The sequence below is a fragment of the Micromonospora sp. NPDC048830 genome (assembly GCF_043198215.1).
Classification (GTDB): Bacteria; Actinomycetota; Actinomycetes; order Mycobacteriales; family Micromonosporaceae; genus Micromonospora.
In genome coordinates this window covers 20,591-35,260 of sequence record NZ_JBICUP010000046.1, presented here as the reverse complement: position 1 = coordinate 35,260, position 14,670 = coordinate 20,591, and the positions used below count along the sequence as shown (strand labels likewise).

The following is a 14,670-nucleotide window of genomic DNA, read 5'->3' as shown; positions in this document are numbered from 1 at the left end:
GCCGCCTCAGCCCGGCCGCGCCGGCACCCGGTGCTGCACCGCCCACAACGCCGCCTCCGTACGCGACGCCGAACCGGTCTTGCGCAGCAGGTTCGACACGTGCACGGTGACCGTCCGCACCGAGATGCCGAGCGCCCGGGCCGCCTGCTTGTTGGACATTCCCGCGACCAGGCAGCCGAGCACCTCGACCTCCCGGCCGGTCAGCTCGGCGTCGGGCGGGACCGCGGGCCGCGGCGCCGGGACGCGCAGGTGCTCCGGCAGCGGGTGCCGCAGCAGCGCGTCCGGTCCCTGGCCGGCGTGCGCGGCGAGCAGTTCGGTCAGCATGTACGGATTGCCGCCGGTGCGCTGCCAGACCGCGTCGACGAGGCGGGGCGCGGGAGGGCTCCCCGCGTACACCTGGGTCAGCACCTCGGCGACTCCGGCCGGGCCGAGCGGGCCCAGGTGCTGGCGGACGGCACCGCGTACCCCGCAGAGCCGGGACAGGACGCGGGCCGCGAGGTCCGGTGCGACCGCGTCCGCGGCGGGCCGGCTCGCCACCAGCAGCAGCGCCGGCAGGTCCGGCGCGGCGGCCAGCTCGCCGAGCAGGTTGAGGCTGGCCGGGTCCAGGGCGTGCAGGTCCTCCACCACCAGCACCGCCGGGCCGGCCCCCACCAGCAGCCGGACCGTGCGGACGGCGAGCCGCAGCAGGGTGCCCGGGGCGTAGCGCTCGCGCGGCGCCGTCGGGTGCTGGGCCAGCCAGGCGAGCGCGTCGGACGGCAGGCCGAGGCGGCTGGTGCCGCGCCCGCTGAGCACCGCGGCGAGCCAGTCGTACGGGGCGGGGCTGTGCAGCCGGGCCGCGCCGCTGAGCAGCACCGCCGGCCGCGGGGTGAACGCCTCCAGCGCCGCCGCGACCAGCAGGCTCTTGCCGACACCCGCGGCGCCGGTGAGCACCGCGACGACCGGGCCGGGCCGGCCGTCGACCGCCAGTGTGGACCATGCCCGGTCGAGCTCCGCCAGCTCTCCGGCGCGCCCGACCATGGACACCGGCATCATTCTTTCCACACTACGCACTAGTGCGTACAGACGGCGCGAGGGTGATCTTGGCAAGCTTGACCCATGACGATGATCCTTCGCTCGGCGATCCTCAACGACGTCGGCCTCGTCCGGAGCAACAACGAGGACTCCGCCCTCGCCGGTAACCGCCTGGTCGCGGTGGCCGACGGCATGGGCGGCCTGCCCGCCGGGGAACTGGCGAGCGAGATCGTCGTCCGCATCCTCGACGAGCTGCAACCGCCGACCGCCCCGGAGCAGGCCGCCGACGCGCTGCGGGCCGTGGTGAGCACCGCCAACCAGCGCATCCGGGCCGCCATCTCCGCCGACCCGGCCCGCGAGGGCATGGGTACGACCCTCACCGCCGGCCTGCTCGCCGGGGACGTCCTCGTCCTCGCCCAGGTCGGCGACTCCCGCTGCTACCTGTTGCGCGACAACCAGCTCACCCAGCTCACCCGGGACGACACGTTCGTCCAGGCGCTGGTCGACCAGGGCGCGCTCTCCCCGGACCAGGCGCGGCACCACCCGCAACGGTCGCTGGTGACCCGGGCCGTGCAGGGCGCCGACACCCCACCGGCGATCGGCACGATCACCCTCCTGGCCGGTGACCGGCTGCTGCTGTGCAGCGACGGGCTCTCCGACTACGTGGAGGACACGGCCATCGCCGCCACGCTGGCCCTGTACGGCGACCGCCAGCAGTGTGGCGAGCAGTTGGTGAAGCTCGCCCACCAGGCCGGCGCGCCGGACAACGTGACCGTCGTCGTCTCCGACGTCACCGCGGCCTGACGGCCCCGCACCCGGGCCGGCGCCGGTCGGGCGTCGGCCCGGCGACCCGCCCCCGTCCGGGTCGGCACGCCCGGTACGGGCACGCCCGGCTCACCGGCACTTCGGCACAGGCACGCCCGGCACGCCGGCACAGGCACGCCCGGCACGCCGGCACAGGCACGCCCGGCACGCCGGCACAGGCGGGGCCGCGCCCGGCTAGGTAGTTGTGCAATATAGATGGTGTCGCTAGTGTCGCCGCGTGGACATCGAGCGTCGGGGCCAGTGGCTGCGTGGCGTGCTCGACCTCTGCGTGCTCGGCCTGCTGCGCGACCGCGAGTCGTACGGCTACCAGCTGGCCCAGGCGCTCGACAAGGCCGGGATCGGGCCGATCCAGGGCGGCACCCTCTACCCGGTGCTGCTGCGCCTGCAACGCACCGGGCTGGTCACCGCGCAGTGGCGGGAGGGCACGGCGGGGCCGGCCCGCAAGTACTACCGGATCACCGATCTCGGGCGGGCGGCGCTGCGCCAGGGCGGGCGGGACTGGGCCGCGTTCGTCACCCCGGTGACCGGGCTCCTGACGGAAAGGGCCGAGCGATGAACCCCGACGAGTGGCTGCGCGCGTTCGCGGCCGAACTGCACCACCGGCGGGTCCGCCCCGACGACGCCCGGCACGTCGTGGCGGAGGCGGCCACGCACCTGCGCGACGGCGGCGGCGACCCGGCCGTCGTGTTCGGGCCGCCCGGCCGGTACGCCGCCGCTATCGCGGAGAGCATCGGCGCGCCGCCGCCGGCGCCCGCGGCGCCCGGCCCGGTCCGGCTGCAGGCCCACGGCATCACCAAGCGGTACGGCCGCCGCACCGTGCTCCGCGACGCCGGCCTCACCGTACGGGCGGGCCAGATCGCGGCGATCGTCGGCGCGAACGGCTGCGGCAAGAGCACGTTCCTGCGGATCTGCGCCGGCCTGATCTCCCCGGACGAGGGCGAGGTGACGGTCACCGGCCGGCTCGGGTACTGCCCGCAGCAGGGCGGCACCTCCGACTTCCTCCTCCCCGACGAGCACTTCGTGCTGGTCGGGGCCGGGCAGGGCCTGGCCCGGGGGCAGGCCCGCCGGGCGGGGCGGGCCGCCGCCCGGCAGCTCGGCTGGGACGCCCCGGGCGACGTGCTGACCCGGCACCTGTCCGGCGGCACCCGGCAGAAGCTCAACCTGACCATGTCCACCCTGACCGAGCCGGACGTGCTGCTGCTCGACGAGCCGTACCAGGGCTTCGACCGCGGCACGTACGTCGACTTCTGGGAGCAGCTCGGCCGGCTGCGCGACGCCGGCCGGGCGATCGTGGTGGTGACCCACCTGCTCAACCAGCTCGACCGGGTGGACGTCGTCCTCGACCTCACTCCGGCGGGCGGGACGGCGCGCGACGGCGGGGCCGGGTGGGGAGGACGGGCGTGAACCGGATGGTCACCGTCGCCGAGATGACCCTGCGGGAGCTGCTGCGCCGCCGGGCGTGCTGGCGCTGATGCTGCTGCTCCCGCTCACCTTCTACCTGATCCGGCGGGACGCCTACGTCGGGCAGTCCGTGCGCTCGCTGCTGCTCGGAATCAGCTGGGCGGTGAGCACCGCCGCGCTGTTCGCCACCAGCGCCGCCCGGGAGCTGGAGCCGCGGCTGCGGCTGGCCGGCTACCGCCCGCACCACCTCTACCTGGGGCGGATGCTCGGGCTGTGGGTGGCCGGGCTGGCCATCGCCCTGCCCTTCTTCCTGCTCGTCGCGTTCGACGCGCCCGACCTGCGGTACGGCGGGGTGGCCGTCGCCATGCTCTGCTGCGTCGCCGTCGCCGCGCCGCTGGGCATCCTGATCGGCGCGCTGCTCCCCCGCGAGCTGGAGGGCACCCTGCTGCTGACCATCGTGACGGTGCAGATGCTGATCGACCCGGCCGGCACCGGGGCGAAGCTGACCCCGTTCTGGTCGAGCCGGGAGATCGCCACCTGGGCGGTGGATCACACCGACGACGAGTACCTGGCCCGCGGCTCGCTGCACGGGCTGGCGGTCACCGTCGGGATGGTCGTCGTCGTGGCGGCGGTGTTCAGCCTCCGGCTCCGCCGCCGTCGGCACCTGCGCCACCTGCCGCTCGGCTGAAGCCGCCGCACTACCCTGCCGCTCACCCGTGCCGGTCCGGGCCGCCGGCCCCGCCGGGCGACCCGCGGCAATTGCGGTTGCGCCGGCCCGCCGGGCGGGTTGGTATGGGGGATGACCATCCGCCGGGTGACCGACGAGGAACGACAGGCCACCTCCTTCCCGCTCCAGGCGTACGCCTTCGAGGCGTCCCCGAAGCGGCCCGAGCGGATCGAGGCGTTCCGCCGCTACCTGCCGTACGGGGCGGCGAACCGGACGCTGGTCGTCGAGGAGGACGGCGAAGCGCTCGCCACGGCCTCGGCCATCCCGATGCGGCAGAACCTGCGCGGGTGCGTGCTGCCGATGGCCGGCATCTCCGGGGTGGCCAGCCATCCCCTGGCCCGCCGGCGGGGGCACGTACGCGCCCTGCTGCACCGGCTCCTCGACGAGATGCGCGACGAGGGGCACCGGCTGAGCGCGCTGTACCCGTTCCGCGCCTCGTTCTACGAACACTTCGGCTACGTCGGGCTGCCCATGTCGCGTACGGTCGCGTTCTCCCCGGCCGGACTGGCCCCGCTGCTGCGCGCCGAGCTGCCCGGCAAGCTGGGCTGGGAGCGGATCGGCACCGGGTACGCCGACCACCGGGCGTTCACCGAGCGCTGCCTGGCCGAGCGGCACGGCTTCGCCCTCTTCCCCGAGGTCCGCGCGGTGTCGCTGCGCGACGACGACGCCCGGTGGCTGGTCACCGCCCGCCGCGACGGTACGACGGTCGGCGTGCTGACGTACACGATCGACGACTACGGCGGCGAGCTGACCGCCGACGACCTCCTGGTCACCGACCCGTACGCGCGGGCCCTGCTGCTGCAGTTCCTCGGCCGGCACGTCGACCAGGTGGAGCGCGTACGCCTGCGGGTGCCGCCCGACGAGCTGCCCGAGCTGTGGCTGACCGACCTGGACGTGCACGTCGAGGCCCGCCTCGCCCAGCCGGGGTCGTCGGCGCCGATGGCCCGGCTGCTCTCCCTGGACGCGCTGGCCGGCCTGCCGGCGGGCCCGGGACGGGTCCGCGTCGAGCTGACCGGGGACCGCTGGCTGGGCGGCAGCCACCTGCTCGACGGCACGACCGGCCGGCTGGAGCTGGTGGCGGGGGCCGCCGGGGGCGACGCGCCCGCCGCGACGCTCACCGCCGCGGGGCTCTCCGCGCTGGCGTACGGGGTGCTGGACCCGGCGGAGGTGGACGTCCGCGGCCTGGGCCGGGTGCCGCCGGACGCCGCCGCCGAGCTACGCCGCCTCTTCCCCCGCCACCTCCCCCACCTGCACGCCACCTTCTGACCCGCCCTTCTTCCCGGTGATCATGGGGTTGGCGGTCCCCGCCCCGGCGTGTCGCACCGCCAACCCCCATGATCAACGGGGACATGTCCGGCCGGGGCACGTCAGTACGGGTTGCCCTCGCCCGCCGGGCGGGCCTTCAGGAGGCCGGCCGGGCGGCCCGGGAGGGCGGGGGCGGCGGACAGCGGCGGGCTGCCGGTGTGGGCCCGCTCGGCCATGCCGGTGAAGAGGTCGCGCAGTGCCGTCACGGAATCCACCGCGGGCCGCCAGCCCAGCTCGGCCTCGGCCCGCCCGCTGGACATCAGCGGCGCGTGCAGGGCCAGCTCCACCCAGCCGGCGTCGATCGGTTGCAGCCGGGCCAGCCAGGTCAGCGCCGCCGCGCCCCGCAGCACCGGGGCGGCCACCGGCACGGTCCAGCCGTGGAAGTGCCGGGCCACCAGCTCCGGGGTGAGCACCGGGTCGGCCGCCAGGTTGAACGCGCCCCGCGCGTCCCCGAGCACCGCCCGGGCGTACGCGTCGGCCAGGTCGTCGGCGTGCACCGCCTGCATCCGCAGCCGGCGGTTGCTGGGCACGAGGGGGATGCGGCCGTACCGGAGCAGGCGCACCGGGGCCAGCGGCCCGAGGAAGTACCGGGTGATCTGCGTGCCGGCGGCGCGCTGGAACGTCAGGCCCGGCCGCATCCGCACCACCCGCAGCCCCGGGTGCTCCCGTTCCACCTCGTCGAGCAGCGCCTCCACCTCGGCCTTGTGCTCGCTGTACGACGACCCGGGCACCCCCGTCGCCGGCCACCGCTCGCTGACCGGCTGGTCCTTCGGGCCGGACGCGTACGCGCCGACGGAGGACGCGTACACCAGCGCGCCCACGCCGGCGCGCAGTACCGCCCCGACCACCGCCCGACTGCCGTCGACGTTCGTTCGGCGCAGTATCCGCTGGTCGTGGCTGGGCTGGATCTGCCAGGCCAGGTGCACCACCACGTCCGCCCCGGCGAAGATCACCCCGAGCTGGTCGGCGGCGCCCGGCGCCCCGATGTCGCACGAGTGCCACTCCACCGAGTCGTACGGCTCACCAGCCTCCCGGCCCGGCAGCCGGCGCGCCACCCCGACCAGCTCCACCCCCCGCTCCCGGCGCAGCCGGCGCACCAGCGCCGTCCCGACGTTGCCGCTGGCCCCCACCACCACGATCCGCATGCCAGGCCCGGTACCCGCTGAGCCGGAAGCAAACCCCGCAGCCGGTCAGGGACGCGGCGAGGTGCGTACCCAGCTCTGCTTCTGCTTCCGGTCCCGGCGGCCCCCCGTGGCGGCCAGGCAGCGCGGGCAGACCCACCCCACCGGGTCCGCCTCGGTAAAAACGTCGGTCGAGGAATACTCGAATGGGACGTGCGGAAACCGGCGCAGCCTGGTCCGGCTCAGCGGCAGCCCGCACAGCGTCTGGTTCTGGCCGGGCAGCCAGGCGTGCACCTCGCCGCCGGGCTGGCGGACCCCGTCGGGGCCGGTCTGCTCGCTCGACGCCGCCACGGCCGGGGTGCTCGTCATCCTCATGCCGCTCCCGGTTCCCCGGGAACGCCCGGCCTATCCATCGCCGTGCCGCCCCGCACGCCGCTCCGGTTCCCCGGGAACGCCCGGCCTGTCCCTCGCCGTGCCGCCCCGCACGCCGCTCGCGGGTTCCCTTCGACCCGCGCGGTCCCAGCGTCCCGCGGGCCACCCCCGCGTCGGACCTTCATCGGCCGTTCGGGGCGATGCCCCCCGCCGGGACGTGCACGTACCGGATCGCCCTGCGGTGGTGGGTGAACGCCACATGCAGGTCACCCGCGGCGTCCACCACCAGCGACGGGTAGCTGAGCTCGCGGTTGATCCCGTCGCGCGAGTTGTTCGACAGGGCGTACCCGTCGCCGTCGGCCAGCAGCCGGCGCAGCGGCCAGGTCGATCGTCGTCGGCGGAGACGGCGAGTGCCAGGGGCGCCCGGGGAGCGCCCCAGAAGGCGGTCCGCTCACCGTCGCCGTCCCCGACCGGCCGCACCTGCGGGACGGCGTCCTCGACGATCCCCGCCGCGTCGGTCTCGTCGTAGAGGGAGACCCGCCGGGCGACCGCGTCGCGGCGACTGCTGTCGTTGAACGCCAGGGCGGTCCGGCCGTCGGGCAGCGCCACGGCCTGGATGGAGGAGTTGTTGTTCGGCAGGCCGGTGGGGTGCGGCGGCGCCCAGGTGATTCCGTCCGGCGAGACGCTGCGGTACACGTGGTCCGCCCAGCGGCTGCGGAAGTACGCCGTGAAGTCCCCGCCGGGCCGCGGCACGTGGACCCTTCCGGTCGACGCGGGCACCGGCGGCTCCCGCCAGCTCTCGCCGCCGTCGTCGGAGAACCACACGCTGCTCGTGTCGTGTTCCCCGCTCCACGCCCGGCCGGGCACCCGCGGGCAGGCGAACGTCGGCAGCAGCCACCGCCCCGACGGCAGGGCGACCGGGGGCCGCCGGACGAAGATGCCGCCGTGCGGGGACGACAGCAGCTCCCGCACCGGCCCCCAGGTACGGCCCGAGTCGACGGACACGCGGGCGCGCACCACGGCGGTGTCCTGGTTCCCGGCGTGCTGCGCGGTGTGCAGCAGCCACAGCTCACCGCCGGGGGCGGCGAACCGCCCGCCTGGGCGGCGCGCGCTGCGCGGCGGTCAGCATCGACGGTGAGGTCCGCCCCCACCTCGCGACGCGTCTCGCATCCGCCCTCGCCGACGCCGCGGCGCCGTCGGCCGTGGACGGACGCGCCCTCGTGCTGACCGGCGGTGAGACCGCCCGCGCGGTCCTCGACCGGCTCGGCGTCGCACGCCTGCGCCCCGTCACCGCGCGGGAGGGAGCCGTGCTCTCGCGTACCGAGACGGGGCGCCTCGTGGTGACCCGCCCCGGCAGCTTCGGCGGCCCGGCCTCCCTCACCGACCTCGTCCGCATCGTGCTGTCCGAGCCCGTGACTCCGAAGGAGCCGAGATGACCAGCAGTCCCTATCTCGCCGTCACCATGGGTGACGGCGCCGGAGTAGGCCCCGAGATCATCGTGCGGGCGCTGCTCGACCCTCAGGTCTCGGCGACGGCGCGGCGCGGTGCGTCGTCATCGGTGATGCCGCGCGCTTGCGGCAGGCCGCCGGCCTGGTCGGGCTCGAACCCGAGATCGTCCCCGTCGCCGGGGTGGCCGACGCCGACTTCGCCCCCAACCGGGTCAACGTCATCGACCTGGGGCTGCTGCCGCCGGACCTGCCGTTCGGCCGGATGTCGCCGGTGGCCGGGGACGCGGCGTACCACTACGTGCGGGTGGCCAGCGAACTGGCGATGGCGGGCGAGGTGCAGGCCATCTGCACCGCCCCGCTGAACAAGGAGGCGTTGCACGCCGGTGGCCACGCCTTCCTCGGCCACACCGAGCTACTCGCCCAGCTCACCGGGACGGCCGAGGTGTCGATGATGTTGTCGACGCCGAAGGTCAAGGTCATCCATGTGACCACCCACATCGGCCTCATCGACGCCGTGGAACGCATCGAGCCGGGGCTGGTGGAACGGACGATCCGACGCGGTCACCGGGCCATGGTGGACGCGGGCGTGTCCGCACCCCATATCGGTGTCTGCGGCATCAACCCGCACGCCGGCGAGAAGGGCCAAACTGGGCCAGGCGCCCTTCCACGCCTGGGCGGTCATGCCCGCCCGGTGGACCCTCGTCACGGACGACTCCGCGCCCGCCGCCGAGGTGAACAAGTTCCGCGACAAGGGCATCCAGGTGGTGGTCGTCGATCCGACCCCGGCCGACGCGGCATGACCAGGTAGACGGGACCGGGTCCGAGCATCCATGGCGGTATCCGCCGCCGGCCCTACAGCCCGGGGAAGACCACGTCGAAGAACACCACCAGCGCCATCGCCCAGATCAGCGAGCCGACGAACGCGACGACCCACGGCTGGCGGCTCTTGACGATCAGGAACGGCGCGTGGACCAGGAACGCGAACGCCTGTCCCAGGTGGCCGCCGGTCTCCTTGATGACGTCCAGGAGCTGATCCGAGACATTGTCCCGGTGGCCGGCCTGCAATCGCGCTTCCATCCGCAGCGCCACCAGCCCGTAGTACCCGAACACGCTCGGGAACAACCAGTACGGCGAGATCCGCACGAGCTCGGTCTCCGACAGTCCGTCGAACAGAACCGTGTAGATCACGACGGCGGAGCCGAGTCCGAGGACCAGCAGCGCGATGTAGATCGTCAACTGCGCCCTGTGCATCGGCAGCGGCGGCGCACTCTCCACGACCGCCGATTCCGGCTCGTGCGGGCAGCCGCAACGCGGACACGCGCTCGCCTCGACCGACATCCGCCACTGGCAGGCCCGGCACGGGTGGAAGCGGGACGGCGGCGGCGGTTCGGCCGCCGAGGCGAGTTCCTCGGGCTCCTCGACGGTGGCCGCCCGGCGGCGTCCGGTGAACAGCAGCACGATGCCGGCTCCGGCGCCGACGACCGCCACGCCCAGCAGCCAGTTGCGGCTCTGCTCGGCGTCCTGCTGCCGGTACAGGGTGCTCTCGGCGTAGTCCGCGAAGTCTGCGCGTACGCGTGGATCCGAGGCCGACGCGGCCTGCTGTAGCTGCCACGCGCGGAGGCCCGCCTCCCGGTCGGCCTCCTTCCAGTCCCGGATGCCCAGCATCAGCAGCGGGAAACTCAAGACCAGCAACACCAAGCCAGAACCGCGGTTGGACATGTGCCCCCCAGGGCGACTCGCGACCGCCTTCGATGATTCCAGGGCGCTGCAACCGCAGGCGTGAGGCCGCGGGTGGCCCTGGTGCCAGTACGCCGACCTCCGCACTCGGACCAACGAGCCGGCTATTTCCGTAGTGCCGACAGAAGTAGATCCGTGACCATCGCCGGCTGCGTGACCATCGCCAGGTGGTCGGCGTCCATGCGCCGGACCCGGTACCCGCGTTCCTTTGCTGGCCAGGGTCGGGCAGGAGCTCGTCGATGGAGTTGGCGGAGAACCAGGTGTCCCACGTCGGCAGCCGGCCCGACACCGCTATCTCCCGCAGCCAGGCGGCGCGTTCCGGCGGCAGCGACCCGACCCAACTGGTGCCTGGGTGCGGCAGCCGGGTTGGTTTCGCCAGTACGTAGGCGGATGGCCGGGCGACGCCACGCAGGATGATCCAAAGACCATCCGCCGCGTGACCAACAGGCACCGGGGGCGGGCCGACATCCGACCCCCGCGGCGGTTCGCGCACTGCCACCTACGGAGGCGGGCCTCACCCCACACAAACCGCAAAAACGCCCGTCAGCAGCGAGATCAAGTCATGGAGTGGGCCGCCTGGGACTCGAACCCAGAACCTAAGGATAAAAAGCACCCAGAACATGACAAGGCACTCCTCGTTTACCTACTGTCCGGATTCCAGATACGTCGTCCGGCCGCGTCTGTGCTGGTCCGCGCAGTGCCTACGTGGAGTTGCGTCGTGGTGAGTGGGGCGGCAGAGATGGGAGTCCGGGAATCGTGCCGTGAGTCCGTCCGGCGTCGGGACATCCGAGCACCCGTGGAGCACCCGTGATGCCGAATGCGGCCCGCTCGTTGCCCGTTCCGCCGCGACCCCGGGGGTCCGCCACTACCCCAATTCCCGGATGGAGCGATCGTCGCAATAGTGTTACGATTGCTCCATGTCGAGGCGTACCGCGTTGGCTGCGATCAGCCCGGTGGCCAGCGAGCAGTGGGGCATGATCACAGCGGGACAGGCTCGCGGTCTTGGTGTGTCCCGGCAGGACCTGAAACGACTCGTCGATGACGGCACGCTTGCCATCGCGGATCAGGCTGCGCGCGTGTATCGGCTCACGGGCGTGCCCGAAGACCCGGAGCTGGATCCGCTACGCGCGGCCTGGCTGCAACTCGGGGGCGCCAAGTCGTGGCACGAACGCGCCGCCGTCCCCGATGCCATCGTCAGCCACCGCAGCGCCGCACATCTGCGCGGCCTCGGTGACCTGATTCCACACGAGCACGAGTTCTACGCCACCACTCGGCTGCGACCTCGCCGCAACGACATCAAGCTACGCGTACGTTCGCAGATCGCCCCGGATAGTTGGGAGGTCTGGGGCGGTCTGCCGGTACGGACCGTGCCAGCGATCATCGACGATCTGCTCACCGACGGGGAGGACGAGTCCGCAGTGGCACAGGTCGTGCAGGACGTCCTCGCTCTGGGCCTTCTGCACAAAGACGCGCTCAAGGCCATCGTCGCGCCACACGCGGTCGCCTACGGCCACTCCGACCCGGCAGAGCTCTTCCGGGTGCTCGTCGGCGGGGGGACGCGTAGGTGAGCGGGCGGCCCACGTTCCGGTATGAGACGCCTTCGGCGTTCCGGACGGCACTCAAGGAACGTTTCGGGCAGATCGCGCGAGTTGACCGGCGCTACCGCCTCGACGAACTCCAGCGTCAGTTCGCCTACGACCGGGCACTCGCCCGGTTGTTCAGATCCGATGACGCCGACCGGTGGGTACTCAAGGGCGCAGGGGCGCTGTTGGCCCGGCTCGCCACGGCCCGGCACAGCAAGGACGTCGACGTGTTCTTCAACGCTACCGACGCCGATGTCGATGACGCCGTTGACGCACTGCGCGCCGCGCTCCGGATCGACCTCGGCGATCACTTCGCCTTCGACGTCACACGCGTCGCTCCCCTCCAAGAGGAAGCCAAAGGAGCCCGCGTACACGTCAACGCCCGACTCGGCCCGACGTCGTTTGCCGGCTTCCACATCGATGTTGTTGTCGGCACCGTCATGACAGACACACCAGACGTCGTTGCTCCGCTGACGCCACTGAACATCGAGGGACTCGTTCGGCCGAACATCGCGTCTTTCCGATCGCCGACCACCTGGCCGACAAGCTCTGCGCGACCATCGGTACCTACGCCCGAGACGGGCAGCCCGCGAGCAGCACCCGGGTCAAGGACCTCGTCGACATCGCCATCATCGCCATCACACACGCCATCAACGCCGATACGCTGCGCACCGCTGTCGTCAGCAACGCGGCGATGCGCAAGATCGAACTTCCCGAACGATTCGTCGTGCCCGACGCCATCGGCTGGGCCGCACGCTACCCTAGAATCGCAGCAGAGGCACCCGGCACAGTCCCTGATTACGACACCGCCATAAGCCTCGCGAGCCAGATTTTCGACCCCGTGCTCGATGCAACAGCGATCGGCGTCTGGAACCCGTCAGCGCGAACCTGGATCCCGCAGTGATCTCGCTGTGGGATCGAGCGCCCGCCGCCGGCGCGTCCCGCGCTCGTCTGCTGCTTCGTCCGGATGGATCGGCCTGAATGCCCGGTGGCGTCTGAGCCCGACTCCGCTGAGCAGGTCGCTGCGGCCATAGATCTGCTCGCCGCCGAGGGCCCGGCGCTCGGTCGGCCGTTCGTCGACCGAGTCAAGGGCTCGAACTACAAGAACATGAAGGAATTGCGGTCCGGCTCGGCAGGGGGGACCGAGATCCGCATCCTGTTCGCCTTCGACTCTCAGCGGGAAGCCATCCTGCTGGTGGCGGGTGACAAGAGCGGCAACTGGAAGGGCTGGTACGAGACCAGCATTCTCGAAGCCGACAAGAAGTTCGCCGAGCATCTGCGAGAGCTGAAGGGACAGCACTGATGGCGCGTAGCTGGCGGGATGTCCGCTCTCGCATGAACCTCGACGAGGACAAGGTTGAGCAGCACAAGGAGCGCATGCGCGGCGAGGTACGCGCAGCGCGACTGCGTGAGATGCGCGAGAGGCGCGGCCTGACTCAGCAGCAGGTTGCCGACCGCATGAACGTTTCCCAGCCGCGCGTCGCCGCCATCGAGAGCGGCGAACTACCGAAGGCGGAGGTCGGCACGGTCGCCCGGTACATCGCTGCCCTTGGCGGCAAGGCTGAGTTCGTTGCCGAATTCGACGGCGAACGTGTGACCCTTAGTTGACGCGAGGGGCACGAGGGCGTCTCTGTCGTTGCCCTCATGCTTGTCGCGCACGTCGCGAAGCCCCGGCTGATGCCGGGGCTTCGCCGTTGAACGGGAACCCAGCTGCGGCATTGATCTCGCCCGCCGCCTGCGAGTCGGCCGCTCGCTCGTCGCCCGGCTCAGGACCAGCATGATCGCCCGTCTCGTGCCAAAGGATCTCAAGAAGGTCCTTGCCTCCCTTGCCGACCCGCCCGCCGACGGGCCACCGCCGAGGTCCACGACTACGTCGACGAACACGTCGGCGTGCTCGCCGCCGTGTGGCGCAAGCGATCCCGCTCCTACGCCCAACTCGGCTTCACCGCGGTCGACGGCGGCAGTTGATCGGCTGTCGAGTCAGCGGAGCCCGGCCCGGTCGAGGCGATCCAGCAGGCTCGGCTTACGGGCATGCCGCTCCCGCAGCTGCCGCACCTGCCGGTGGAACGCCTCGGTGTCGTCGTTCCGCTCGGCCAGTGCCTTCAGGTCGGACAGCAGCGCGACGGCGGCGTCGTACTCCTTCGGCTTCTTCGTCTCGATCATCGTGGCCACCCGCTGCCACGCCTGTTCTTGCCGTCCGGCGAGCGCGTTCAGGTGTTGCTCGCGGGCGGCGGCTGCAGCCCGCTCCCGGCGCTCCCGCTCGGCCGCCTCGCGCTCGCGGGCCAGCCGCTGCCGTTCCAACCAGCGCTCCCCTGCGGCGGCCAACAGCTCCCCGACCGTGCGGCGACCGCCGGTGCTCTCGTTCGGGGTCGTGCCATGGAGACGAGCCAGCAGCTCCGACCGCAGGCGAGCGTCGTCGCCGCGCAACAGCCGTAGGACAACGTCGTCCTTCTCCGATTCGGGCAGCGACTTCACCCAGCGGGCCAGCGCCGCCGTCGACGGCGTCTTTTCCTTCAGCGGCATGCTGGTCTCGGCTGCCACGGCGAGCAGGTCCGGGTCCAGCCGCAGGAAGTCGACCAGGGCGTGCAGCGGCCCGGAGAGGTCCTGCAGACCGGGTGGGACGGGTGGCTCTGGTTCGTTGTCGTCCAGCTCCCGGCCCTGTACGCACAGCAGCCACGCCAGGTACAGCAGCCGCCGATCGCCGGCGGCCAACTCGGCCCGCGCGGGAAGGATCGCGGCGAGGTGACCCCCGCCCTCGTAGACGTCGTCGCCGTCCTCGTCCTCGCTGTACAGGTCGACGATCACGTGCGTACGGGTCGTCCACGAACAGGCCGAATCCCCGACGCAGTACTGGGCGGCCGTGCGCGGATCGAGCACCGCGATCGGTAGCCGCAGCGCGATCCGGTGGGTCCCCCAGTTCGCCAGGTACAGGAACGCGTCGAAGTACCGCTGCATCCACTCCCGCGGGTCACCCTTCAGGTCACCCCACTGATAGTCGTTGACGAAACTCGACGACGTGATCCGCGCCCGCGTCGACGACGCTCGCAGCTCCCGCTGCTGCGTCGACGTCAACGGCCGGTCGACCGCCACGAACTCGTAGTACTGGTACTCACTCACCGCCGGCCCCCTCCGCCATGATG

Annotated in this window: 14 protein-coding genes and 4 pseudogenes; 12 read left to right on the top strand and 6 right to left on the bottom strand. The window is 72.6% G+C overall.

Annotated elements, in window-relative coordinates; translation table 11 throughout:
- Nucleotides 1-6 precede the first annotated feature (6 nt).
- The gene (locus ACGFIZ_RS28445) at nucleotides 7-1,032 is read right to left on the bottom strand and encodes an AAA family ATPase (protein WP_393424426.1); all 1,026 of its coding nucleotides are present in this window, start codon (nucleotides 1,030-1,032) and stop codon (nucleotides 7-9) included.
- 63 nt (nucleotides 1,033-1,095) lie between these two features.
- On the opposite strand from ACGFIZ_RS28445, the gene ACGFIZ_RS28440 reads away from it, so the two are divergent.
- The 5 genes from ACGFIZ_RS28440 (at nucleotide 1,096) to eis (ending at nucleotide 5,230) form a co-directional block, all read left to right on the top strand.
- Nucleotides 1,096-1,815 carry a PP2C family protein-serine/threonine phosphatase gene (locus ACGFIZ_RS28440; RefSeq protein WP_393424423.1) on the top strand — a complete coding sequence of 240 codons (720 nt, stop codon included), beginning with the start codon at nucleotides 1,096-1,098 and terminating at the stop codon, nucleotides 1,813-1,815.
- Between the two features lie 238 nt (nucleotides 1,816-2,053).
- Nucleotides 2,054-2,392: a PadR family transcriptional regulator gene (locus ACGFIZ_RS28435; protein ID WP_393424420.1), complete on the top strand. Its 339-nt coding sequence runs from the start codon at nucleotides 2,054-2,056 to the stop codon at nucleotides 2,390-2,392.
- On the top strand, nucleotides 2,389-3,240 hold the full coding sequence (locus ACGFIZ_RS28430; RefSeq protein ID WP_393424417.1) for an ATP-binding cassette domain-containing protein: 852 nt from the start codon (nucleotides 2,389-2,391) through the stop codon (nucleotides 3,238-3,240). The genes ACGFIZ_RS28435 and ACGFIZ_RS28430 overlap by 4 nt, the downstream gene beginning before the upstream one ends.
- 55 nt (nucleotides 3,241-3,295) lie before the next feature.
- A complete protein-coding gene (locus ACGFIZ_RS28425) occupies nucleotides 3,296-3,925 on the top strand; it encodes an ABC transporter permease (RefSeq protein ID WP_393424414.1) in 630 nt (209 codons plus the stop codon).
- A gap of 126 nt (nucleotides 3,926-4,051) precedes the next feature.
- On the top strand, nucleotides 4,052-5,230 hold the full coding sequence (gene eis / locus ACGFIZ_RS28420) for an enhanced intracellular survival protein Eis (RefSeq protein ID WP_393424411.1): 1,179 nt from the start codon (nucleotides 4,052-4,054) through the stop codon (nucleotides 5,228-5,230).
- Nucleotides 5,231-5,331: 101 nt separating this feature from the next.
- On the opposite strand, the gene ACGFIZ_RS28415 is transcribed toward eis, so the two are convergent.
- From ACGFIZ_RS28415 to ACGFIZ_RS28405, 3 genes and pseudogenes are all read right to left on the bottom strand, one after another.
- Entirely contained in the window at nucleotides 5,332-6,414 is a 1,083-nt protein-coding gene (locus ACGFIZ_RS28415) for an NAD-dependent epimerase/dehydratase family protein (protein ID WP_393424408.1), read from the bottom strand.
- A gap of 45 nt (nucleotides 6,415-6,459) precedes the next feature.
- The gene (locus tag ACGFIZ_RS28410) at nucleotides 6,460-6,759 is read right to left on the bottom strand and encodes a hypothetical protein (RefSeq protein WP_393424406.1); all 300 of its coding nucleotides are present in this window, start codon (nucleotides 6,757-6,759) and stop codon (nucleotides 6,460-6,462) included.
- Between the two features lie 456 nt (nucleotides 6,760-7,215).
- Nucleotides 7,216-7,821: pseudogene (locus ACGFIZ_RS28405) on the bottom strand (exo-alpha-sialidase); the annotation flags it as partial.
- Between the two features lie 38 nt (nucleotides 7,822-7,859).
- Here ACGFIZ_RS28405 and ACGFIZ_RS28400 point away from each other — a divergent pair.
- On the top strand, nucleotides 7,860-8,198 hold the full coding sequence (locus ACGFIZ_RS28400; protein ID WP_393424479.1) for a nucleotide-binding domain containing protein: 339 nt from the start codon (nucleotides 7,860-7,862) through the stop codon (nucleotides 8,196-8,198).
- 115 nt (nucleotides 8,199-8,313) lie between these two features.
- Nucleotides 8,314-9,018: pseudogene (locus ACGFIZ_RS28395) on the top strand (PdxA family protein); the annotation flags it as partial.
- Nucleotides 9,019-9,062: 44 nt separating this feature from the next.
- Here ACGFIZ_RS28395 and ACGFIZ_RS28390 read toward each other — a convergent pair.
- On the bottom strand, nucleotides 9,063-9,905 hold the full coding sequence (locus ACGFIZ_RS28390; protein ID WP_393424403.1) for a hypothetical protein: 843 nt from the start codon (nucleotides 9,903-9,905) through the stop codon (nucleotides 9,063-9,065).
- A gap of 959 nt (nucleotides 9,906-10,864) precedes the next feature.
- Here ACGFIZ_RS28390 and ACGFIZ_RS28385 point away from each other — a divergent pair.
- From ACGFIZ_RS28385 to ACGFIZ_RS28365, 5 genes and pseudogenes are all read left to right on the top strand, one after another.
- Nucleotides 10,865-11,515, top strand: a complete 651-nt coding sequence (locus ACGFIZ_RS28385) for a type IV toxin-antitoxin system AbiEi family antitoxin domain-containing protein (RefSeq protein ID WP_393424401.1) — start codon at nucleotides 10,865-10,867, stop codon at nucleotides 11,513-11,515.
- Nucleotides 11,512-11,952, top strand: a pseudogene (locus ACGFIZ_RS28380) (nucleotidyl transferase AbiEii/AbiGii toxin family protein); the annotation flags it as partial. The gene ACGFIZ_RS28385 and the pseudogene ACGFIZ_RS28380, both read left to right, overlap by 4 nt.
- A gap of 74 nt (nucleotides 11,953-12,026) precedes the next feature.
- Nucleotides 12,027-12,434: pseudogene (locus tag ACGFIZ_RS28375) on the top strand (nucleotidyl transferase AbiEii/AbiGii toxin family protein); the annotation flags it as partial.
- Between the two features lie 63 nt (nucleotides 12,435-12,497).
- A complete protein-coding gene (locus ACGFIZ_RS28370; protein ID WP_393424398.1) occupies nucleotides 12,498-12,833 on the top strand; it encodes a type II toxin-antitoxin system RelE/ParE family toxin in 336 nt (111 codons plus the stop codon).
- Nucleotides 12,834-12,865: 32 nt separating this feature from the next.
- A complete protein-coding gene (locus ACGFIZ_RS28365) occupies nucleotides 12,866-13,138 on the top strand; it encodes a helix-turn-helix domain-containing protein (protein WP_393424395.1) in 273 nt (90 codons plus the stop codon).
- A 372-nt stretch (nucleotides 13,139-13,510) separates the two neighbouring features.
- Here ACGFIZ_RS28365 and ACGFIZ_RS28360 read toward each other — a convergent pair whose 3' ends face one another.
- On the bottom strand, nucleotides 13,511-14,647 hold the full coding sequence (locus ACGFIZ_RS28360; protein WP_393424392.1) for a hypothetical protein: 1,137 nt from the start codon (nucleotides 14,645-14,647) through the stop codon (nucleotides 13,511-13,513).
- Between the last annotated feature and the right edge of the window lie 23 nt (nucleotides 14,648-14,670).

What these genes read in the sequence shown, in the direction of transcription:
- ACGFIZ_RS28445 (WP_393424426.1), bottom strand. Translation starts at nt 1,032, where the DNA reads ATGATGCCGGTGTCCATGGTCGGGCGCGCCGGAGAGCTGGCGGAGCTC.
- ACGFIZ_RS28440 (WP_393424423.1), top strand. Translation starts at nt 1,096, where the DNA reads ATGACGATGATCCTTCGCTCGGCGATCCTCAACGACGTCGGCCTCGTC.
- ACGFIZ_RS28430 (WP_393424417.1), top strand. Translation starts at nt 2,389, where the DNA reads ATGAACCCCGACGAGTGGCTGCGCGCGTTCGCGGCCGAACTGCACCAC.
- ACGFIZ_RS28415 (WP_393424408.1), bottom strand. Translation starts at nt 6,414, where the DNA reads ATGCGGATCGTGGTGGTGGGGGCCAGCGGCAACGTCGGGACGGCGCTG.
- ACGFIZ_RS28410 (WP_393424406.1), bottom strand. Translation starts at nt 6,759, where the DNA reads ATGACGAGCACCCCGGCCGTGGCGGCGTCGAGCGAGCAGACCGGCCCC.
- ACGFIZ_RS28385 (WP_393424401.1), top strand. Translation starts at nt 10,865, where the DNA reads ATGTCGAGGCGTACCGCGTTGGCTGCGATCAGCCCGGTGGCCAGCGAG.
- ACGFIZ_RS28370 (WP_393424398.1), top strand. Translation starts at nt 12,498, where the DNA reads ATGGATCGGCCTGAATGCCCGGTGGCGTCTGAGCCCGACTCCGCTGAG.
- ACGFIZ_RS28365 (WP_393424395.1), top strand. Translation starts at nt 12,866, where the DNA reads ATGAACCTCGACGAGGACAAGGTTGAGCAGCACAAGGAGCGCATGCGC.